21 protein-coding genes are annotated in these 19,695 nt (G+C 44.7%); 8 read left to right on the top strand and 13 right to left on the bottom strand.

Going from position 1 to position 19,695, the window contains the following annotated elements:
* The first annotated feature begins 44 nt into the window (after positions 1-44).
* The 4 genes from AC2EXB_RS15985 to AC2EXB_RS15970 all read left to right on the top strand — a co-directional run bounded on the left by AC2EXB_RS15985 (position 45) and on the right by AC2EXB_RS15970 (position 4,032).
* Positions 45-245 carry a YwbE family protein gene (locus AC2EXB_RS15985; RefSeq protein WP_483604771.1) on the top strand — a complete coding sequence of 67 codons (201 nt, stop codon included), beginning with the start codon at positions 45-47 and terminating at the stop codon, positions 243-245.
* A 31-nt stretch (positions 246-276) separates the two neighbouring features.
* Positions 277-504, top strand: coding sequence for a hypothetical protein (locus tag AC2EXB_RS15980; RefSeq protein ID WP_235197225.1), 228 nt, complete (start codon positions 277-279; stop codon positions 502-504).
* 87 nt (positions 505-591) lie between these two features.
* On the top strand, positions 592-2,718 hold the full coding sequence (locus AC2EXB_RS15975; RefSeq protein WP_483602308.1) for an ATP-dependent helicase: 2,127 nt from the start codon (positions 592-594) through the stop codon (positions 2,716-2,718).
* A gap of 42 nt (positions 2,719-2,760) precedes the next feature.
* Positions 2,761-4,032: an MDR family MFS transporter gene (locus AC2EXB_RS15970; RefSeq protein WP_483602307.1), complete on the top strand. Its 1,272-nt coding sequence runs from the start codon at positions 2,761-2,763 to the stop codon at positions 4,030-4,032.
* A gap of 30 nt (positions 4,033-4,062) precedes the next feature.
* Here the strand turns inward: AC2EXB_RS15970 and AC2EXB_RS15965 are convergent, their stop codons facing one another.
* Positions 4,063-4,371: a DUF3243 domain-containing protein gene (locus AC2EXB_RS15965; RefSeq protein ID WP_052650535.1), complete on the bottom strand. Its 309-nt coding sequence runs from the start codon at positions 4,369-4,371 to the stop codon at positions 4,063-4,065.
* Between the two features lie 160 nt (positions 4,372-4,531).
* Here AC2EXB_RS15965 and AC2EXB_RS15960 point away from each other — a divergent pair, with 160 nt between their 5' ends.
* On the top strand, positions 4,532-5,371 hold the full coding sequence (locus tag AC2EXB_RS15960) for a VLRF1 family aeRF1-type release factor (RefSeq protein ID WP_251475912.1): 840 nt from the start codon (positions 4,532-4,534) through the stop codon (positions 5,369-5,371).
* Between the two features lie 31 nt (positions 5,372-5,402).
* Here AC2EXB_RS15960 and AC2EXB_RS15955 read toward each other — a convergent pair whose 3' ends face one another.
* Positions 5,403-6,098 (bottom strand): hypothetical protein, encoded by a 696-nt coding sequence (locus AC2EXB_RS15955; protein WP_483602306.1) that lies wholly within the window; start codon positions 6,096-6,098, stop codon positions 5,403-5,405.
* A 148-nt stretch (positions 6,099-6,246) separates the two neighbouring features.
* On the opposite strand from AC2EXB_RS15955, the gene AC2EXB_RS15950 reads away from it, so the two are divergent.
* Positions 6,247-6,624 (top strand): VOC family protein, encoded by a 378-nt coding sequence (locus tag AC2EXB_RS15950; RefSeq protein WP_483602305.1) that lies wholly within the window; start codon positions 6,247-6,249, stop codon positions 6,622-6,624.
* A 76-nt stretch (positions 6,625-6,700) separates the two neighbouring features.
* Here the strand turns inward: AC2EXB_RS15950 and hmpA (AC2EXB_RS15945) are convergent, their stop codons facing one another.
* Together hmpA (AC2EXB_RS15945) and hmpA (AC2EXB_RS15940) are read right to left on the bottom strand one after the other, a co-directional pair.
* Positions 6,701-7,882, bottom strand: coding sequence for an NO-inducible flavohemoprotein (gene hmpA, locus AC2EXB_RS15945; RefSeq protein WP_483602304.1), 1,182 nt, complete (start codon positions 7,880-7,882; stop codon positions 6,701-6,703).
* A gap of 170 nt (positions 7,883-8,052) precedes the next feature.
* Complete coding sequence (gene hmpA, locus AC2EXB_RS15940; RefSeq protein WP_483604769.1) at positions 8,053-9,258, bottom strand: NO-inducible flavohemoprotein; 1,206 nt, start codon at positions 9,256-9,258, stop codon at positions 8,053-8,055.
* A 76-nt stretch (positions 9,259-9,334) separates the two neighbouring features.
* On the opposite strand from hmpA (AC2EXB_RS15940), the gene AC2EXB_RS15935 reads away from it, so the two are divergent.
* On the top strand, positions 9,335-9,769 hold the full coding sequence (locus AC2EXB_RS15935) for an Rrf2 family transcriptional regulator (RefSeq protein WP_235197218.1): 435 nt from the start codon (positions 9,335-9,337) through the stop codon (positions 9,767-9,769).
* A 34-nt stretch (positions 9,770-9,803) separates the two neighbouring features.
* On the opposite strand, the gene AC2EXB_RS15930 is transcribed toward AC2EXB_RS15935, so the two are convergent.
* From AC2EXB_RS15930 to AC2EXB_RS15920, 3 genes are all read right to left on the bottom strand, one after another.
* Positions 9,804-10,226: a pyridoxamine 5'-phosphate oxidase family protein gene (locus AC2EXB_RS15930; RefSeq protein ID WP_483602303.1), complete on the bottom strand. Its 423-nt coding sequence runs from the start codon at positions 10,224-10,226 to the stop codon at positions 9,804-9,806.
* 97 nt (positions 10,227-10,323) lie between these two features.
* Complete coding sequence (locus AC2EXB_RS15925; protein ID WP_483602302.1) at positions 10,324-11,229, bottom strand: EamA family transporter; 906 nt, start codon at positions 11,227-11,229, stop codon at positions 10,324-10,326.
* 95 nt (positions 11,230-11,324) lie between these two features.
* Positions 11,325-11,555 carry a hypothetical protein gene (locus AC2EXB_RS15920; protein ID WP_235197217.1) on the bottom strand — a complete coding sequence of 77 codons (231 nt, stop codon included), beginning with the start codon at positions 11,553-11,555 and terminating at the stop codon, positions 11,325-11,327.
* A gap of 176 nt (positions 11,556-11,731) precedes the next feature.
* Between AC2EXB_RS15920 and AC2EXB_RS15915 the strand changes: the two genes are divergently transcribed.
* On the top strand, positions 11,732-12,751 hold the full coding sequence (locus AC2EXB_RS15915; protein ID WP_483602301.1) for an STAS domain-containing protein: 1,020 nt from the start codon (positions 11,732-11,734) through the stop codon (positions 12,749-12,751).
* A 29-nt stretch (positions 12,752-12,780) separates the two neighbouring features.
* On the opposite strand, the gene pepT is transcribed toward AC2EXB_RS15915, so the two are convergent.
* From pepT to AC2EXB_RS15885, 6 genes are all read right to left on the bottom strand, one after another.
* Complete coding sequence (pepT, locus tag AC2EXB_RS15910; RefSeq protein ID WP_483602300.1) at positions 12,781-13,998, bottom strand: peptidase T; 1,218 nt, start codon at positions 13,996-13,998, stop codon at positions 12,781-12,783.
* Between the two features lie 131 nt (positions 13,999-14,129).
* Positions 14,130-15,332: a M20 family metallopeptidase gene (locus tag AC2EXB_RS15905; protein ID WP_483602299.1), complete on the bottom strand. Its 1,203-nt coding sequence runs from the start codon at positions 15,330-15,332 to the stop codon at positions 14,130-14,132.
* A gap of 167 nt (positions 15,333-15,499) precedes the next feature.
* Positions 15,500-16,336 carry a MetQ/NlpA family ABC transporter substrate-binding protein gene (locus AC2EXB_RS15900; protein ID WP_235197213.1) on the bottom strand — a complete coding sequence of 279 codons (837 nt, stop codon included), beginning with the start codon at positions 16,334-16,336 and terminating at the stop codon, positions 15,500-15,502.
* Between the two features lie 322 nt (positions 16,337-16,658).
* Positions 16,659-17,309 carry a methionine ABC transporter permease gene (locus AC2EXB_RS15895; RefSeq protein WP_483602298.1) on the bottom strand — a complete coding sequence of 217 codons (651 nt, stop codon included), beginning with the start codon at positions 17,307-17,309 and terminating at the stop codon, positions 16,659-16,661.
* Positions 17,299-18,330: a methionine ABC transporter ATP-binding protein gene (locus AC2EXB_RS15890; protein ID WP_483602297.1), complete on the bottom strand. Its 1,032-nt coding sequence runs from the start codon at positions 18,328-18,330 to the stop codon at positions 17,299-17,301. The genes AC2EXB_RS15895 and AC2EXB_RS15890 overlap by 11 nt, the downstream gene beginning before the upstream one ends.
* 98 nt (positions 18,331-18,428) lie before the next feature.
* Positions 18,429-19,652 carry an ISL3 family transposase gene (locus AC2EXB_RS15885; protein ID WP_483602296.1) on the bottom strand — a complete coding sequence of 408 codons (1,224 nt, stop codon included), beginning with the start codon at positions 19,650-19,652 and terminating at the stop codon, positions 18,429-18,431.
* Positions 19,653-19,695 lie beyond the last annotated feature (43 nt).

The following is a 19,695-nucleotide window of genomic DNA, read 5'->3' as shown; positions in this document are numbered from 1 at the left end:
TCGCCAAAGAGCGGTATGATAGAGGAAAGTCAGGAGTGAAGACAATGGACGGCAAAAAAAGAAATGATATAAAACCAGGGATTGAAGTAAATATTGTATTGAAACAAGACCAACGATCCGGCAAGTTGACCAGAGGTATTGTAAAAGACATATTAACCAACTCGGCTACGCATCCACATGGCATTAAAGTTCGGCTTGAAGATGGCCAAGTAGGGCGAGTGGCCGAAATTCTGGAATCGAAATAAACTTCTACTTATTCTGAAAGGGGACATGAACATGTTTGCCAATAAAGAAGAGCACGGAGAACTTTTTGAAGCTGCAGAAAAAGAAAAAGCAAAACGCCAAGATGAAAAACTTTCCACAGAAGATCCACGTAAGATAGGCGAGCAATTGGATGAACAAAAAGAGGGGCTGGATGATCGGCATTATGAAAATCCAAAAACCCGTAAAGATAAACGAAATGCAGATCCCATCAGCAAACCGGATGAGAAAAATTTCATTTGAAGTTTATAGAATTACAGAAGAGGACTCATTAATTTGAGTCCTTTTGTGTGTTAAAATAAAAGGAATGAAACTGCGAAGGAGTAGCATATGAGCCATTTTTTTGAACGAAAGCAGAAAGAGCTTGGAGTGGAATTGAATAAGATCCAAAAGAAAGCTGTGGAGCGGACAGATGGCCCGCTGCTTCTTTTAGCATGTCCAGGTTCCGGAAAGACCACAACGATGATTATGAGAATCGGCTATTTGATCGAAGAAAAAGGGGTCAGTCCCCAGAAGATCAAAGCGATTACGTTCAGTAAAGCATCTGCGTCCGATATGAACGAACGCTATAAACGCTTTTTTCCGAAACTTGCCCCAGTCGATTTTTCGACGATCCACAGTTTAGCTTTTCAAATCACACGTGAATATTTTGCGGAATCCCGCTATATCATGATTGAAGGAAGCGAATCAAACGGCCTTCACAAGAAACGCCTCTTACGTGAAATGTATCAGACGGAAGTGGGGGAACCCATCACGGATGATCAGCTAGAGGAACTCACCTCTTTTATCAGTTTTGTTAAAAACAAAATGATCCCACGGGAAAAATGGTCGCAGCTGAAAGCGCCATTTGATGGTGCTAACGAGATTTTAAAAACCTATGAAGCCTTTAAAGAAAATTATGATCACCGCTTGGTGGATTTCGACGATATGTTGTCTTTAGCCAATGAAGCCTTGGAAAAAGACAGAGCATTGCTTTCAAAATATCAGAACAAATGGGAATACGTCATGACAGATGAAAGCCAGGATACATCGCTTATCCAACACGCGATTGTCGAAAAACTGGTTGCCCGCCATCACAATCTGTGTGTAGTAGCCGATGATGATCAATCGATTTATACGTGGCGGGCAGCTGAACCGACTTATCTACTGAAATTTAAGAATGTTTATCCGGATGCATATGTGATGAAAATGGAGCGTAATTACCGTTCGACTAAAAATATCGTCGATACAGCAAATGTCTTTATAAAAGCCAATAAAAAACGCCATGATAAGAATATGTTCACAAAGCAGCCTTCAGGGGAGCCGATTGTGTTAAAACGGCTTTCTTCAGAAGAAGCCCAGCTAAAATATCTCTTTAAAGAATTAAAGCAATTAACCGATTTTGGCGAAGTGGCTATTCTCTATCGCAATAATTCCTCTTCAACTTTGTTGATGAGCGAGCTGGAGCGCCATGGCATTCCTTTCTATATGAAAGATGCAGACAACCGCTTTTTCTCCCATTGGATTGTAGAAGATATGCTGAATTTCATGCGCTTTAGCCTAAAGCCGGAACGTGTAGACATTTATGCAAAAATCGCTTCGAAAACCAATGCTTACTGGTCGGGCAGCCAGTTGAAGTTTTTGAGCCGCATGAAGTCGACGCAAAACAATGCATTTGATGAAATCAACCGGACTGTAACATTAAAAGATTACCAGATCAAAATTTTGAACGAGCAAAAGAAATGGTTTGAAGCCTTGAACAGTATGCGTCCGTTAAAAGTGATTCGGACCATCCGGGCAGACCTCGGCTACGATCAGATGCTTTCCAGCCGAGCAGAAAAATTCGGTATGCGTCTGCAATACTTAGAACAGATATTGATGAAGCTGGAGCAAATCGCCGAGCCTTTGGAGTCCATGACGGAATTTGCGGTAAGGCTAAAAGAGCTGGAGCAGATTACCCAAAATGCAAAAGCGGAAAAGACGGATGACATGCTGACCTTATCGACATTCCATAGCTCCAAAGGGCTTGAATTCGACAGGGTCTATATGGTGGATCTGGTGGAAGGCGTAATTCCGACCGAAGAAGATGCAGATAATCCGGCAACGCTGGAAGAGGCGAGAAGGTTATTCTATGTAGGCATGACGCGGGCCAAAAAACATTTGGAATTGATCAGCTACGACAGCGAATCTCGTTTTATGAATGAAGTGAGGGACATCATCGTTCCGGAAAAGAGCGCGGTAAAAACAAAACAGCCGGCTGCTCGAACGCCGATTAAAGTAGATGTGCCGGATAATCCGAATGCTGTAAAAGCAGATGATGAGCTAGCTGAAGGGGTAACAGTTCGCCATCGTGTTTTTGGGACGGGGAAAATTGTTGAACGGGACCATGAGCGGCTATCGATCCAATTTGCAAAAGAGCGGAAAGATTTGATGATTGATATATGTTTAAGCTATAAATTATTGGAAGTGATTGACTGACAGCAAGTTTTATATTCAACTTAGGAACGCGGGGACAGGAAAATGAAAATCAGAGATTGGGATCGAAGTTTAAAAGTCCGCCTTGTAGGCGAATTTTTTATGAATACAAGTTATTGGATGGTATTTCCATTTTTAGCTATTTACTTTGCGGAAGAGTTCGGAAAGGGGACAGCGGGCTTATTGCTCGTCATCTCCCAAGTTTTTTCTGTCGCAGCCAATTTGATTGGAGGGTATTGCGCGGATCGGTTCGGCCGGCGGCGGATGCTCGTTATCGCTTCCATAGCGCAGGGAGCTGCATTTCTGCTTTTCGCTTTTGCCAACTCACCTTGGTTTGATTCGGCAGCCTTAGGATTTGTGGCTTTCACCATCGCTGGAATGTGCAGCTCGCTTTATTGGCCTGCCAGCCAGGCAATGGTGGCCGATGTCGTTCCTGAAAAATACAGAAGCGATGTGTTTGCCATTTTCTACACGACATTGAATATTGCGGTAGTTGTAGGACCGCTGATCGGTGCCGTTCTATTCTTCTCGTTCCGCTTTGAACTCTTATTGACCGTAGCGGTTATTTCGATGATTCTTGGCCTGGTTTTGCGCCTTTATACAAACGAAACTTTGTCGCAAAAGATGCGGGACAAATGGGCAGAAGGGGAATCTGCGGGTCTGTCAAAAGCGGTTCTTGGCCAAATCAAAGAATACGGACTGATCTTTAAAGACCGTGTTTTCCTCTTGTTCGTTATTGCCGGAGTCTTAGGGGCACAGACATTCATGCAGCTGGATCTATTGTTCCCGATTTACTTGAAAGAAACGATTGATGTACAGACGATTGCTTCTTTCGGAAGCAAAGAATGGACCGTGACAGGTGAAACGTCATTCGGCTTCCTGTTATCGGAGAATGGTCTTTTAGTGGCGTTGTTGACTGTAGTGGTGACAAGATGGATGACAAAATTCCGCGAAAAATGGGTGTTTTTCTTTTCAGCATGCTTTTACGCAATTGCCATGATTCTCTTCCCGTTAACATCGCTTTTTTGGATTTTTGTCATCGCAATGGCCATCTTCACCTTTGCCGAATTGATGGTAGTAGGCATCCAGCAGAGCTTTATTTCGAAATTGGCACCGGAAGATATGCGGGGGCAATACTTTGCAGCCGCGAGTATGCGCTACACCATCGGGCGAATGATTGCGCCGGTTTCAATTCCGATGACTGCCTGGTTCGGTTTTGGTTGGACGTTTGCTATTTTAGGCGTATTGGCATTAGCAAGCGGCCTCGTCTATCTAGTGATGTTCCGGTTATTCGACAAAAAAGCGTCCCATGTATAGGGACGCTTTTTTTATAGGCGATGATTTTTCCTATTCTTTCTTCACTAAACGCAAGAGCATGTGAGCAAGCATATGCTGCTCTTCTTTTTCTCCGACTTTCCATAATTCCTGCAAAAGATATTCTTCGCGGTTTTTTGGATCTTCGTTTTTCGCTAAATAGTTGGCAACTTTTTCAGTGATTTGAGCCAAACGTTCTTCGCTCAATCCTAATTTTTCACCCATCTCAACTTTGCTGCTTAAGTATTGCTTGAAATGTTCAAAATTTGCTAAGATGTCTTCTTTTTTCTCATCATCAAAAGATTTTAATTTATCGTCTACTTTTTTATCGATATTTTCCATTAATCACACACTCCTTTTATTTGATTGCACTATCTGTTTACCTCTATGAAGCTCTTTTAAACGTCAGAATAATAAAAAAAAGAAGGAAGTCTCTCGTTTAATGTAGAAGACTTAGGGTAATGAACTATAGAGGATGTATTTTAAGGAGGATGATGGATGAATGACATTATATGACGAAATCCAGAAACTAAAAGCATTTAATTGTGATGACCGTTGCGTATTAAGCGTCTACTTGAATACGAACCCGGCGGATTTGAACGCACAAAATGGCGCTTGGAAAATTCACCTCAAGAATGGTTTGAAACGATTGGATGAATATTTAGAAGCCTCGCAAGATGAGCAAGAAATGAAACGCTATAAAGAGCTGAGAAAAAAAGTGGAGCGTGAAATACTTGACCATAAAGACGACCTCCAAAAGGGTGTCGTTATTTTTGCATCTCCACATGAAGATTTATGGTCTGTGCATTACGTTCAAGTGCCGGTGAAGACGAGTTTCCACTGGGAAGCAAAGCCAGCACTGGATGAATTAAGATATATGTATAAGGCTTATCCATATGCCGGCGTGATTCTGCCGAGCTTTAAAGGGATAAGAGTGCTCGATACTTCGATGGGAATTATTAATGAAGAGATCTTTTATGAATTTGATTCGGGATTGGAAGTATGGACAGAGCAAAAAGGCGTCCATTCTGCATCCAGAAGCGGCGGCACGGGCAATAGCATGGGCGGCGGCGGAGCTCATTTAGGCGGAAACAGCGGAAGCCATGCAGATGACCTAGACCACCGCCTGCGGGAGAACTTGGAACGCTTCTATAAAGATATGAGCATCAAAATCGAGAAACTGAAAAAAGAACGCCATTGGGATGAAATTCATGTGGTGGGAGAAACCGAACATGCAAAATCCTTTGCCAAAGTTTTGATGAAAAAACCGAACAGTTGCGTATATAAAAACTTAATCAATAGTTCACCAGGGCAAATCCTGCATGAAGTGTTTGAAAAATAATCAAAATCCCCAGCGCTGTGCTGGGGATTTTTTACGTTTTCATTTGAATATGGGGCTGCGGACAGAACGTACAGGTTTCAAAAGCATCGAGTTCTTTATACAAGCAGCACGTTTTTCGCAAAGGTCGAGTCACAGCAGCTTCCAAAGAGGAATTGCCTAAAAGCTTAGCGAGATAAGACGTTTTGATCGGTTCCCAATTTTCAGGTTCCAGCAGCCACTCCAAATCTTCAGCTGCTCTTCGCGGTTGGCGCTTTTCAAAATTGGCATAAAACCACAATAGCGACCCTAAGATGTTTTCCCAAAGAATAATAGGCGAGATTTTTACATAGCGGCGGAATTCCTGGATGGCCTGATCGCCTTGTTCATACAGAACTTCATGCATGGCAGAAAAGCGTTGGGAATCCGTTATCAATACAAGGTTTTCAGCATCAGCATGGGTTTGAAGTAAAGGAAAGCCGTAATTGACGACACGATTAAAGCGTAAATCACTGAACGAGCCTTTAAAATAGCAGTGGTGATTGATGATCAAATCAAATTGAGCCGTGATGAATAAGGCATATTGCCGGAAAAAATAAGAAACCGCGGCGCCGTCATTTTCGCTTCCGGACCATTCTTTTAATTGAGTTATCGCTGTTTTTAAATCTAATGACAGCGGCTTTTCAGGCAGACGGCCAACTGCTACAGAATAATTAGAAAGGATGAGTTTGAGTTGGGGGGATGCTTCCATGGATTTTCACTCCTTTAACTACTCATCATGCTAAGGGAAAATAAAAGATTTGCAAAGGGATAAGCAAAACTTATCGTTGTTCATTTATACAATTGAATGTTCTTTTGTATTTTGTTTCATTAAACTAGTGGTAGTGGGAGGGGAAGCTATGAAATTTTCAATTAGCAAAATTGACCACGTACAAGTTGCTGCACCAAAAGGGAACGAAGAGCAGGCACGAAAATTCTATAGGGACTTATTGGGAATGAAAGAAGTAGAAAAGCCGGAGCCGTTGAAATCGCGTGGAGGCGTATGGTTTGAATTTGGCAGCTTTCAACTGCATGTTGGAGTAGAAGAGCCTTTTTCTCCAGCTAAAAAAGCGCATCCTGCTTTTTTAATCGATGGTTATGAAGCGCTTAGAAAACAATTGGAAAGCCAAAGCATTGAAGTGAAAAACGATGACAGCATTCCCGGAGTGGAACGATTTTTTGTTTTCGATCCATTCGGAAACCGGTTAGAGTTTTTAAAAGAGGGTTCAGTAAAATGAGATAAGAAGAAAAGAAGGATAGTCCAGAAGCGTTTGATTAGCTCTGTACTGTCCTTCTTTCTGTTTCTCTAAAATTTTATACAGCTTGCAATGCTACTGCGGGACCGAAGAACTCAAAATGGATTTGCTGTTCGTTCATTCCCATTGCGCGCAATTCACGGATCATCGCTTCCATGAAAGGAACGGGTCCGCATACATACACGTCGCCTGTGATATCCACGTATTCTTCAAGAACCGCACGAGTGATGTAGCCATCCGGAAGGTCCGAATACAAAGTTTTATATGCGGCGTTTGCCATAGTCGCTAGATGCTTTTGAATGTCTTTATCGAATGCATGCAATGATTCATTGCGTGCTGCATGAAGGAAAACAGTCGGACGTTCAGGAGTCAAAGTGGCCACTGTTTCAAACATGCTCATCATTGGCGTAATGCCAACACCGCCGCTGATGAAAGCGACCGGAGAATCTTTTTCAACATCGAGAACAAATTCACCGGCTGGTGCGCTCACTTCAATGGTATCGCCAATCGCTAATTCTTCATGAAGGTAAACCGACACGCGTCCGTTTGGATCATTGTCCGCTTCACGCTTGACTGAGATGCGGAATTGATCGGGTTTCGGAGCTTGAGATAAGCTGTACTGTCTATTGAACAAATACTCTTCCCCCGGAATGGACATGCGTACAGAAATGTACTGGCCAGCTTGATAAGCGGGAACAAGAGATCCATCTGCAGGTTTTAAATAGAACGATATGATATTATCGCTTTCTTTTACTTTGTCAGCGACGATGAAGTCTTTGAAGAACTTCCAGCCGTTTTCTTGATTTTCAGCTTTTTCATACATGCCTTGCTCAACACCGATAAAGGCGTCGGCAATCATTCCGTAAGCTTCTGCCCAGGCGTTGATGATTTCATCTGTTGCCGCATCTCCTAGCACTTCCTTGATCGCTTTCAATAAATATTCGCCGACAATCGGATAATGTTCTGGTTTGATGCCTAGGCTGACGTGTTTGTTCGCAATTTGAACAACCGCTGGCAGAATGGCTTCCAAATTATCGATATGGACAGCTGCTGCGTAAACCGTATTGGCAAGTGCAGCTTGCTGGCGCCCTTTAGCTTGATTGGCGTGATTGAAAATATTCAATAGTTCAGGGTGTGCATCGAATAAATTCTTATAAAAGACCGTCGTAATAGCTGTGCCATGCTGTTCGAGTACCGGTACTGTAGATTTGATGATGGATTTCGTTTCTTGGGATAACATCTTCGATCGCTCCTTTTATTTTCTATAATTCGACTATAAACCTATTTGGGATTTAAAGATATATTTAAAATACATCTTTGAAATTTAGACACATTTAGTTTCACAGAAAAGTCACATAAAAAAGAGTTCACGGAGCAACCCGTGAACTCTTTGGCTATGAAAGCAGGCAATCAATTGGAATCATTTAAATCTAAAGCCGGACCGAAAAATTCAAAGTGGATGCGGCTATCGTCCATTCCGATATTGCGAAGCTCCCGGATCATGCTCATCATGAACGGCGGCGGCCCACAAACATAAGCATCACCTGAGGGATCGACATATTCTTCTAAAGTTCTGCGTGTGATAAAGCCGTCTTCTTCATCATAAATTGTTTTATAGTATGCATGCTCCATCCGGTTTGTATAAGAGCGGATGTCTTCGTCAAAGGCATGCTGCAAGCGATTTCTAGCACCATGTAAAAAGGTGGTCGGGCGCTCCGGAGTCGATGTTGCCACAGTTTCGAACATGCTCATCATTGGTGTGATGCCGACGCCGCCGCTAATAAAGGCAACAGGGGTTGTTTTGGAGGAATCGAGTACAAAGACGCCAGCAGGTGCACTGACTTCCACACGGTCGCCTTCCTGGATTTTTTCATGAAGATAAATCGAGACAACGCCATTTGGATCATTGTCCGCTTCACGTTTTACTGAAATTCGGAATTCATCCGCTTTAGATGCTTGAGACAAGCTATACTGGCGGATCATAGCATATGGTTCTCCCGGAATCGACAACCGGATGGAAATATATTGTCCAGGTATATAAGCAGGAACATTCGATTGGTCTACCGGTTTTAAATAGAAGGAAGTGATGACTTGGCTTTCTTTTTCCTTCCGGGCGACCACAAAGTCTTTAAAGTAAATCCACCCATTCTCTTGCTCGGCGGTTTTTCGGTACATATTTTTTTCGACATCGATAAATGCATCTGCAATCACGCTGTAAGCTTCAGCCCATGCAGTGATGATCTCATCGGTTGCTGCATCTCCAAGTACTTCTTTCATCGCCTTTAAAAGATATTCGCCGACAACCGGATAATGCTCAGGCTTTACGCCTAAACTTACATGTTTATGGGCAATTTGGATAATTGCCGGCATGATTTCTGCCAATTCGTCAATATGGACGGCCGCAGCATAGACGGCTTTTGCAAGTGCCGTTTGCTGCCTTCCTTGTGCCTGGTTTGCATGGTTGAAAATATTCAGCAATTCCGGGTGAGCTTCAAATAGATTTCTGTAAAAGGCAGTGGTGATTGCGACACCGTGGTCTTCCAATACAGGAACGGTGGATTTGATGATGGATCGTGTTTCGTTTGATAACATGAAAACCATCTCCTTTTCCTTTATGAGTTCTTCGCAATCTCAATTGCTTTATCGGGCTTCCCTTAATCGCTATAATGAGGAGGCAGGGAAGGTGAGATTGATGAAATTAACCATGTATACCGATTATTCATTGCGTGTGCTGATTTATTTGGGTTCTAAACCGGAAGGCAAATTGACGACAATCCAGGAAATTTCGGATGCTTATCATATATCTAAGAATCATTTAATGAAAGTGACATTTGAACTCGGGAAAGCGGGCTTTATCCAAACAGTCCGCGGCCGCGGGGGAGGCATCCGTTTAGCCGATCTTCCGCAGAATATCAATGTTGGAACAGTGGTGCGCCGAATGGAAGACGACTTTCATCTGGTCGAATGTTTTGACCGGGAGCATAACCGTTGTCCCATAACGCCTGTTTGTGGATTGCGCGGCGTTCTAGGAAAAGCGCTTCATGCTTATTTGTCGATTTTGGATGAATACACACTTGAAGATCTTCTCTTCAACCGAGAAGGCCTTCGTGAAATCCTCCACACATAGAAAAAACGGCTCGAAAAATCGAGCCGTTTTTTGTTTATAATTCAAGTGTTTGCGGCTCTTGGCCTTTTTTATTGATGATGCGAACCTGGGAAGGCTTAATCGCCAAAATAACGAGATGCGGATCGTCTGGACCACTGAACCAGCCTCTTAAATGTTCGTTCCAGACTTTGTCGATGATGCTCTTATCGTCGTGGATGCCCATCGTACCTTCAATCTCAAGAAACGCATCGCCGACGCCTTCTCCTTCATAACCTAGTAAAATATGGGCATGAGGGTTTTTCTCAAGCTCGTCCACTTTTTGAGTCTGATCGCTTGTAGCTGTATACAAAGTAAATTCATCGTTAAAGAATGTCATATAGCGGGAATGCGGTTTATTGTCCTTCACCGTTGCTAAAACCCCTACATAACTCTCTTCTAAAATCTTTAAAGCTTGCTGCTTCAGTTCTTGCTGATCCATATTTTCCACTCCTTTGAATTTCAAACTTACTTCTAGTATTCCTGTTTTAGCCGGAAATAAACGTGAAGAAATTTAACCAATAAAAAAACCCGCTTAGTTAAGCGGGTTCTTCTATACGTTCGACAGGTTTGGGAGTTCGGTTGAACATGCTTGGCAACACCATGCCGGTGAGGACGACGAAGATGCCGACAATCTGGAGCACCGTCAAAGATTCACTTAAAATGATGACCGAAGCAATAACTGCGACTGGCAGTTCCATCGCACTTAAAATGGAAGCTAGCCCCGACCCCACATGAGGGACAGCGATTGAGAAAAAGTAAATGGGCATGATGATTCCGAAGAATCCAAGAAGGAGGCCGTATACCCACAATCCTTCTCCGAAGAACGTGCCATTCCACATAATTTCAGGTGTTTGGAAGACTGCGATAACAAGAGCCGCCGCCAGCGATACGTAAAACAGGCGGGTTGTAGTATCCATGCCTTCGATTTGTTTGCCGTTGACAAACATGAAAGCCGAGAAGCAGAATGCAGCTCCAATTCCCCATGCCCATCCTTGCCAAGGGATGCCGCTTAAATCAGCATCAATGACCCCAGCAGCAAGAATCGTTCCGCCAAACAATATGAGAAGCGAAATCACTTCGATGCGCTTCAACCATCTCCGGTTTGCGACACAATCCATAAGCATGCCGATCCAAGTGAATTGGAATAATAGCACGACTGCCAGCGAGGCCGGCAAATAATTAAGCGAATGGCTGTAAACCATTCCGGTCGCTGCAGTGAACGACCCGGATAAGACGAGAATCTTCCAACCGCGTAAGCGCGGCAGGCCTCTTTGCGTTACGGCAAATAAAATAGCCGCTAGCACAAAACCGGTAAAATATTGGCTTGTAACAGCTTCGGCTGTTGTAAAGCCATGGCTCATGGCGACTTTTATAATCGTAGAAAGTACTCCATAACAGCTGGCCGCAACAACGACCATTACTGGGTATATCCAGTTTTTCAAATGTATCCACTCCTGTTCCAAAGAGAATCATAACATAAAAGAACCGCAAGGCATTAGCCTTGCGGTTCTTCAGAAAAGTAGATGTATTTTGATTATTAATCTGGGTATTTTTCCTCGCTGGAAGAATCTTCTTTAGTGGCACGCGGTTTGCCTTCTTCTTCTTTTTCCTGTTTCAAATCCTCAAGAGGAAGAGAGTCCACCGTTTGCTCTTCTTTGAACATTTCATGCATGGTTTTTTTGTCCGTCTTGAATTGTTCAGGATTATCCATAGGAGCGCCGTCTCTTGTTTCACGCTCTTCTTCTTTGAAAGGTTTTTTGTCCGTCATAGAAAGCACCTCTTTCTTTGTCTGTTATTGGTTTATTCCTTTTATCAACGGTTTTAAAACATTCCTGTATCGCCTATAGTATCAAAATGCTCCAAATTCTTGCGTATTCGGGCTATTTCTAATAGCTTGTTAAACATTATGGTAAAATAGAGGGAGTGAACGAGAGGAGTTGTATCATGGAAACAAAACCTTCAATAAACGTAGGTGGACTGAGTTTTGAATGGGACCTGGAAGAAGGAAGATTCATATTTGAAGGACAGGATTCGGTACTTTTCTGGACAGCTTCTGCCATGAAAATCTTTTTTGATTCGATTGAAGAGATTTCCGGAGAAGATGCGGCAAGCGTTGTCATGGAATCGACGGGATTCCGGCAAGGGTTGCTGGTAGGGGATTATTTCTCGGAAATGGAGAATGTGTCGGTTGCTGAAGCAGCCAATCTGATTACGAATACATATGCATCTGCTGGATGGGGACTTGCGAAAATACGGGATATGGATGAAGCCAAACAAACGCTTCGTGTGCATTTGAAGAATAGCTGGGAGCATAAAATTAATGTAGCGCAAGGGAAAAAAGAAGGCGGAAGCTATTTGGCTGCCCATTACGCCGGGATTTTCAGCAATCTTTTTAATAGAAGTATTTGGTATAGCATCGTGCAACACCAAATCGAAGGGTATGAGGAAACGATTATCGAGTATTTCCCGTTAGAGCAAAACATAGAAGAGAATATTCACCGCTTTGCCCGGCTAAAAGAGGCCGAACAGATCGATCAGCTGGAGAGATTGGTCCAAGAAAAGACAGCTGAACTAAACAGTTTGATCAAAGAAATTTCATCTCCGATTATTCCGGTTCTGGAAGACATCGTTGTGGTGCCGCTTCTCGGAACCTATGATCAAGCAAGGGCAGAAGAGCTGCTGGTGAAAACATTGCAAAATCTGCCGAAACATCAAGCGAATTATTTAGTGTTGGATCTAACGGGGCTGAATGACCGCTTTACGCAGGAGGCTTCCAGTCTTATTGAAAAATTGGGATCAACGGCAGGTTTGATCGGAACCAAAACCATTCTTGTGGGAATTTCCCCTCAGATGAGCATGGTTATTACAGAATCTGGCATCGATCTATCTAAATTTAACTGCTTCCAAACTTTGCAGCACGGCATCCATTATGCGCTTGCTCAAAACGGAAGAGCGATTCTATAAAAAAAATAAGCGCCCGCGGGCGCTTATTTTTATTTCGTAATTCTCGCGATTTCAAAAATTACGCGAGTGGCTTTTTCCATATTATCAACTGAAATGAATTCGTACTGGCCATGATAGTTTTCTCCGCCTGTAAAGATATTGGGTGTTGGCAAGCCCATGTACGAAAGCTGGGAACCGTCAGTACCGCCTCTTACAGGAACAATATTCGGTTCGATGCCAACCATTTTCATAGCATTCTCAGCTAAATCGACGATTTCCATTACGGGTTCGATTTTTTCGCGCATATTGTAATATTGGTCTTCGAGCTCCAATGTGACCGCCTCTGAACCATATTCCTGCTGCAATTTTTCGGCTGTTTCTTGCATCAACCGTTTTTTTGCTTCAAATTTTTCTCTATCGAAATCTCTAATGATATAGGAAAGAACAGCTTTTTCAACATTGCCGTTGAAATTGTTCAAGTGGATAAAGCCTTCGTAGCCTTCAGTAGCTTCGGGCACCTCATTTTTCGGCATTTGCTCTTGGAAACGGATGGCGATCGTTTGTGCATTCACCATTTTGTCTTTAGCTGATCCGGGATGCACACTTTTTCCTTGGACCGTCAATTTGCCGGCAGCGGCGTTAAAGCTTTCATATTGCAATTCACCGAGAGGGCCGCCATCCATCGTATAAGCATAGTCAGCACCAAAACGTTCCACGTCGAATTTATGCGGTCCGCGGCCGATTTCCTCGTCTGGAGTGAAAGCCACACGGATCTTTCCATGTTCAATTTCCGGATGCTGGACTAAGTATTCCATTGCCGTCATGATTTCCGCTACGCCGGCTTTATTGTCAGCACCGAGGAGCGTTGTTCCATCAGTGGTCAGCAACGTATGGCCAACGTAGTTTTTCAGGTCAGGAAAATCAGCAGTGGACATGATGACAGAATCATTCAATGGAATGTCTTTTCCGTCGTAGTTATCAATGCGCTGCGGGTTCACGTTTTTGCCCGTAAAATCAGGAGCTGTGTCGACATGTGCAAGAAAACCGAATACAGGAATCTCCCTATCCGTATTCGCTGGAAGCGTACCGAATAAATAGCCATATTCATCTGTTTCGACTTCTTCGAGGCCGATTTCCTTCAATTCTTTTTCAAGTTCTTTCAGTAAATCCCATTGGCCCGGAGTGGAAGGGGTAGCTGTGCTCTCGGGATCCGATTGGGTATCGATCTTAGCATATCGCACAAGGCGTTCAATTAAAGTTTCAAACATCGTATTCCTCCTAAAATGTGTTCTATTATTATTTTAGCACGAAAATAATAAATTTTGGAAATACGAGAAGAGTAGGGGAAAACAAATAAAAAACCGGAACTCCCTTTAAAGGAAGTTCCGGTTTTATCGGGTTACAGTTGTTTGTCTTGCAACGCTTTTGCGTGAGCTTCTTTAACTTCATCCAGTAAAGTGGATTCGGTCAACAAACGGTAGCCAGTATTCGCTAATGCTTTTGCACCTTTGATCAGGGCTTCATTGCCTGCTTCAGATTTTGCTGCTTCACGGAATTCTGCGGTATGGCCGATTAAATCGTCCGGTCCAATTTTGATGTAAGGATGGGCAGTCGGCACGGCATAGCTGATATTGCCGGCATCGGTTGATCCAAGGCCCTTCGCTCGGGAAGTGGCTACGTCTTCGCCCACTGCTTCCAGTTCGCTTTGGACCACTTTATCTAAAGCCGGGGTCAAAACAAGATCCTGAACTTCGTTTTGGAAGCGCACAATTTTAACGGTTGTGCCTGTAGCTAGTGCAGCACCTTCTGCAATCGCCCGGATTTTTGTTGCCGTAGCTGAAGTTTTTTTCCATGAATCGCCGCGGATGTAAAAACGGGCCGCAGCATATTCCGGAATGATGTTCGGCGCATCGCCGCCGTGGGTGATAATGCCATGGACACGGGCATCTGACGGCAATTGCTGGCGAAGTGCATTGATGCTGTTGAAAAGCTGGAGCACAGCGTCAAGTGCGTTAATTCCTTCTTCAGGAGATCCGGCTGCATGCGCCGGTTTTCCATAAAAATGGAATTCCAATGGATCGACCGCGAGGGAAGGGCCAGTAACGGCCGTTTTTCCAGATGGATGGATCATCAGCGCTGCATCAACGCCTTCAAGGAAACCATGCTTCACAAAACTGCCTTTAGCGCTGCCATTCGGGCCGCCTTCTTCTGCGGGTGTACCAAGCACCACTACGCGGCCGCCTGTTGTTGGGAGGGTTTCAGCTAAAGCAATCGCAGCAGCGACGCTTGTTGTCCCAATAATGTTGTGTCCGCAGGCATGGCCGATTCCGGGAAGTGCATCGTATTCTGCCAGGTAAGCGATAGTTGGTCCCGGCAATGCACTTTCTTTGCTGGCAAAGAATGCCGTTTCATGGCCAGCGACGCCGGTTTCAACAGTAAATCCGGCCCCTTCAAGCAGTTGCACCAATGTGGCACTTGCGAAGAATTCTTCATTGCCGATTTCCGGTTTTGCATGGATTGCTTGGCTGGTTTCGATGTAAACCCCGCGATTCGATTCGATTGATTGGGAAATGGTTTGAGCTGCTTCTTTGATTGCTGTCATTGAAATTCCTCCTTAGTTTTTGGTTTATAGTCGGCTCTTTCCGCTTTTCTTATTGTCCAGCTGCAAGAGCCAGCTTCTCGGGTCATAAGCCAGCCTGCTGCGGCGGCAACAGCCTCCTCGCGGTCCGTCTTATGCCTGTCGAAGCTAACCGGCTCTTTCCGCTTTTCTTATTGATAATCCACTAGTTCTTCTACTGGGATGAATGTTGGGATTGATGCGCCTTTTGTATGTTCGACGATGAAGTCAGCTGTGTCGTCTTGTTGGTAAAGTTCGACGATTTTCAAGAAGTCTTCGTCTTCGGCATTTTCAGCACTTGCTGCAATCAGGTTGATGTAAGGTGTAGCTGTATCGCTTTCTGCAGCGATTGGATCTTCTGTCGGGTTCAAGCCAGCATCAACTGCGACGCCGTTATTGATGATTGAACCGGCAACATCCGGCATTGCACGCGGCGTGTGCCCTGAAACCATCGGCATGATTTCAATGTTTTTCGGGTTTTCGATAATATCGTCTGCTGTCCCAGTCAATCCTGCATCGTCGGATAATTTGATCAAACCTGCTTCTTGGAGCAATAGCAGTGCACGTCCCATATTTGTCGCTTCGTTCGGCACTGCAATTTGTGATCCGTCCGGAAGTTCATCAATGGATTCGTATTTGTCGGAGTAGAGGCCCATCGGTGCGATTACGGTTGAACCGATCGGCACGATGTCGATATTGTGTTCTGCGACAAACTCGTCGAAATAAGAAATGGTCTGGAATGCGTTTAAGTCAAGCTCGCCTTCAGCAAGTGCCAGGTTTGGCGCTACGTAATCAGAGAACGTAATGATTTCAAGGTCAATGCCTTCTTTTTCTGCTTTTTCCGCGACAAAATCCCAAATGGATGTATCGGATCCGCTAATGCCTAGCGTCACTTTTCTGTTTCCTTCTTCTCCTGAAGCATCATCGCCGCAAGCCGCAAGGACTAAAGCCAATAATGCGAATAAAACCGTCAATGTAATTTTTTTCATGATGTATTCCTCCAATAAATTATTTGTATATAAGTAGAGCTAAAGAATCCACTAACTGATATTCCGCAAAATAGCTGCGCTTTCCAGCGGGCTCCCGCCCAATCCTCCTCGTCCGCTTCGCTTCCTGCGGTGTATCGGTCGAATCGCTAAGCCGCAGGAGTCTCCGCTGTTTTGCTCCATATCAAGAACTCTCTTAGCGCCGGCGCGCCTCCGGGGTAGCGTTAGCAATAAGACTGGCGTTCTCCAGCCAGGCTTATTGTGATAGCTTCCCCAAAGCGCCGAGCGACTTTTATAAGGGATTCTTTTCTTCAACTTAATATAGTTAACTTCTTCGTACTTTCTTAGATAGCAAGTTGCCGGCAGACTGAACGCCTTGAACAAGAATAACGAGTATAGCAACGGTAATCAGCATGACGACTGTGTCGAAGCGCTGGTAGCCGTAAGTAATGGCCAAGTCTCCAAGGCCGCCGCCCCCGATAGCCCCCGCCATTGCAGATGCACCGATCAATCCGACAATCGCAATCGTTAAAGCGAGGACCAATGAACTTAAAGCTTCCGGGATGAGGAAACGGAAAATAATTTGGCCCGGCGTTGCACCCATTGCCTGTGCGGCTTCGATGACGCCTTTGTCGACTTCGAGCAATGAGTTTTCAATAAGTCTTGCAATGTATGGTCCTGCATAGAAGACAAGCGGGACGATGGCAGCGGCAGTGCCGATGGATGTACCGACAATCAACCGGGTAAGCGGAATGATAGCCACCATCAAAATGATGAAAGGGACTGAACGGAAAATATTAATGATGACGTTCAATACTTTTGAAATGGGTTCATTTGCCAGTAAATGGCCTTTTCTTGTTACGACTAGCAAGATGCCAAGCGGGAAACCGATAATGATTGAGAATAAGAACGAAGCGCCGGTCATATAAACCGTTTCCCAGAGAGCTTCTAAAATCTGTTCGTTATCAACTAGCATAATTTTTTACCTCCTCGACTTTGACCGAGTCGCTGCGGATCGCAGTCAGCGCGCGTTGAATTTCGCTTAAACTTCCTGAAAACTCAACGATCAGGTTGCCGTAAGGTTCGCCTTGCAATTCCGTGATATTTCCGAAAAGCACATTGAGGTCAAGATTGAATTCACGCGATACTCGGGACATGAGCGGCTGTCCGACCGAAGTTCCTGTAAACTGGACGCGGTAGATGGAATGGTTCTGCGTCGGATCCTGAATTTTTGTCAACAAGGATTCCGGCAGTTCATCGTTCATGACCGAACGGACAAAACGCTGAGTCGTCGGCTGCTTCGGATTTGTAAAAACTTCGTATACGGAACCTTGTTCGATGACTTTTCCAGCTTCGAGGACCGCTACTTTATCGCAAATCTCCCGGATGACGCCCATCTCATGAGTGATTAATAGGATCGTGATATTGTATTCACGATTGATGCGCCGCAATAAATCCAGAATGGACTGAGTCGTCTGGGGATCAAGTGCAGATGTTGCTTCGTCGCATAGCAGGACAGAAGGGTTAGTCGCCAGTGCCCGGGCAATCCCGATCCGCTGCTTTTGTCCGCCTGAAAGCTGGTCCGGATATTTTTCTGCCTGGTCTGCCAGGCCTACAAATTCAAGAAGGTTTTTCACCTGTTCTTTAATTTTGTTTTTCGGTGTTTTTGCCAGAATCAGCGGCATCGCGACATTATGGAATACCGTTTTCGAATTCAATAGATTGAAATGCTGGAAAATCATCCCGATGTCTTTTCGGGTATCCCGGATGTCTTTGCTAGTAAGAGTGGAAATGTCCTTGTCATGGATGAGCACCCGTCCGTTCGTGGGGCGTTCCAGTAAGTTGACCGTCCGGATCAGTGAACTCTTGCCGGCGCCGCTAAAGCCGATGACGCCATAGATTTCTCCGGTTTCAACAGTCAGATCGATGCCGTTCAAAGCGTGGATTTCCTGTTTGCCGGAATGGTAGGTTTTCGTAACCCCCTCAAATTGAATCATTCAAATAGCCTCCTCATGCTGTATGGATCGAATATGTACAAACCTGTAAAAAATAGGTTCTCCGTCAAATGTTGGGGTGAGGTGAAATCTTCCTCACTCTAACCAACGTGAACTCCCATATTCTTATACTTGTGTGTCAGTAGTATTTTGGCGCGGGCGCGTTCGAAATTCTGAAAGCCGAACGCGTTCCGCTTAATCACTTTTGTCAGGTTATTGATGCCTTCCAAGAAACCATTGGAATACTTGAACGAGAAGCTGTTCAAGATTTCCGTCTGCCAGTTTCGGAAGGTGCCCATGGCTTTCTGGAACTCGGGAATGCCCGCTTGTTCCACCAGCCGATAAAATTCCAGCAACGCTTCTTTGGTCTTGAGGATTTCCTCGGGATCTCTTTTTTTGCTTGCCTGAAACCACCTGCAATACGCTTCCTTCAGTTCGTAAGCTCGTTTGAGCTCCTCATCCATTTCAAGATACCGCTTCAAGTACCAACGGTCCTTTTCGGTTAACTTCTCACTGTTTTTGTAAAAGACGTAGCGCATCCGTTTGCCTTTTTTGCGGTCATAGTCGTTCCAACTTTTCTGCACGCGTCTGCGGACCGCGTCCAGCGCCCAGTAAATGTACCGGCAGAAGTGGAAGCGATCGGCGATGATCACCGGTTTGCCGAGTGCTTTTTTGACCGCGGCTTTAAAGGAATGGCTCATGTCCATGACGACGATTTCCACCGCAGCTCCGTGCTGTTGGAGATACTGTTTGATCGTCTCTTTTTTCCGGTTGGGCAGGATATCGATCGGTTCTCTCGTTTCGCCATCGGCGATAATCAGTTGGTACTTTCCTTCGCGGGTGTCGCCTTTGTATTCGTCGATGGCGATCACACGCGGTAATTTTGCGGTTTCAGTAACTTCCTGGAGCGCCACCAGATCGAAACGCCGAACGATGGTCGAAGCGGAAGCGCCGTATTGTCCGGCCACTTCCTTGAACGTTTTCGCCTTGACGCTGCGCACATGAACCGCTTGGTTCCACTCTTTTGAGAACCGTTGATAGCGGCCGATGAATGAATTCTGTTCGGCGAATTTCTTGCCGCACGCCCCGCATACGTAGCGTCTCTTCTTATAGAAAAGGTAAGTCTGGCGTTCAAACCATTTCAGGTGTTTGATCTTTTGGATCCGGTAATCGTGGACACGCCGGGTCTTCTCCTGGCAACGCGGGCAACGGTGTGCCTTCACTTCCAACTCCACATGCAGGGCCACCCGGTCCTCCACTTGTTCCATCTTCATGATTTTCACATCTTCTAATCCGGGAAATTTCATGGTAAAATTCAAGTGCACGCATCTCCTCTTCTTTACTTGTTATTCGACATTTCAAGTATAA

The organism is Planococcus alkaliphilus (assembly GCF_057031095.1).
The sequence above is the reverse complement of the archived record's forward strand: the minus strand, read 5'-3'. Positions and strand labels throughout refer to the sequence as shown.

Excerpts from the sequence above, each read along its gene's own strand:
- AC2EXB_RS15985 (WP_483604771.1), top strand. The coding sequence starts at position 45 with ATGGACGGCAAAAAAAGAAATGATATAAAACCAGGGATTGAAGTAAAT.
- AC2EXB_RS15980 (WP_235197225.1), top strand. The coding sequence starts at position 277 with ATGTTTGCCAATAAAGAAGAGCACGGAGAACTTTTTGAAGCTGCAGAA.
- AC2EXB_RS15975 (WP_483602308.1), top strand. The coding sequence starts at position 592 with ATGAGCCATTTTTTTGAACGAAAGCAGAAAGAGCTTGGAGTGGAATTG.
- AC2EXB_RS15970 (WP_483602307.1), top strand. The coding sequence starts at position 2,761 with ATGAAAATCAGAGATTGGGATCGAAGTTTAAAAGTCCGCCTTGTAGGC.
- AC2EXB_RS15965 (WP_052650535.1), bottom strand. The coding sequence starts at position 4,371 with ATGGAAAATATCGATAAAAAAGTAGACGATAAATTAAAATCTTTTGAT.
- AC2EXB_RS15960 (WP_251475912.1), top strand. The coding sequence starts at position 4,532 with ATGACATTATATGACGAAATCCAGAAACTAAAAGCATTTAATTGTGAT.
- AC2EXB_RS15955 (WP_483602306.1), bottom strand. The coding sequence starts at position 6,098 with ATGGAAGCATCCCCCCAACTCAAACTCATCCTTTCTAATTATTCTGTA.
- AC2EXB_RS15950 (WP_483602305.1), top strand. The coding sequence starts at position 6,247 with ATGAAATTTTCAATTAGCAAAATTGACCACGTACAAGTTGCTGCACCA.
- hmpA (WP_483602304.1), bottom strand. The coding sequence starts at position 7,882 with ATGTTATCCCAAGAAACGAAATCCATCATCAAATCTACAGTACCGGTA.
- AC2EXB_RS15935 (WP_235197218.1), top strand. The coding sequence starts at position 9,335 with ATGAAATTAACCATGTATACCGATTATTCATTGCGTGTGCTGATTTAT.
- AC2EXB_RS15930 (WP_483602303.1), bottom strand. The coding sequence starts at position 10,226 with ATGGATCAGCAAGAACTGAAGCAGCAAGCTTTAAAGATTTTAGAAGAG.
- AC2EXB_RS15920 (WP_235197217.1), bottom strand. The coding sequence starts at position 11,555 with ATGACGGACAAAAAACCTTTCAAAGAAGAAGAGCGTGAAACAAGAGAC.
- AC2EXB_RS15915 (WP_483602301.1), top strand. The coding sequence starts at position 11,732 with ATGGAAACAAAACCTTCAATAAACGTAGGTGGACTGAGTTTTGAATGG.
- pepT (WP_483602300.1), bottom strand. The coding sequence starts at position 13,998 with ATGTTTGAAACTTTAATTGAACGCCTTGTGCGATATGCTAAGATCGAT.
- AC2EXB_RS15905 (WP_483602299.1), bottom strand. The coding sequence starts at position 15,332 with ATGACAGCAATCAAAGAAGCAGCTCAAACCATTTCCCAATCAATCGAA.
- AC2EXB_RS15900 (WP_235197213.1), bottom strand. The coding sequence starts at position 16,336 with ATGAAAAAAATTACATTGACGGTTTTATTCGCATTATTGGCTTTAGTC.
- AC2EXB_RS15895 (WP_483602298.1), bottom strand. The coding sequence starts at position 17,309 with ATGCTAGTTGATAACGAACAGATTTTAGAAGCTCTCTGGGAAACGGTT.
- AC2EXB_RS15890 (WP_483602297.1), bottom strand. The coding sequence starts at position 18,330 with ATGATTCAATTTGAGGGGGTTACGAAAACCTACCATTCCGGCAAACAG.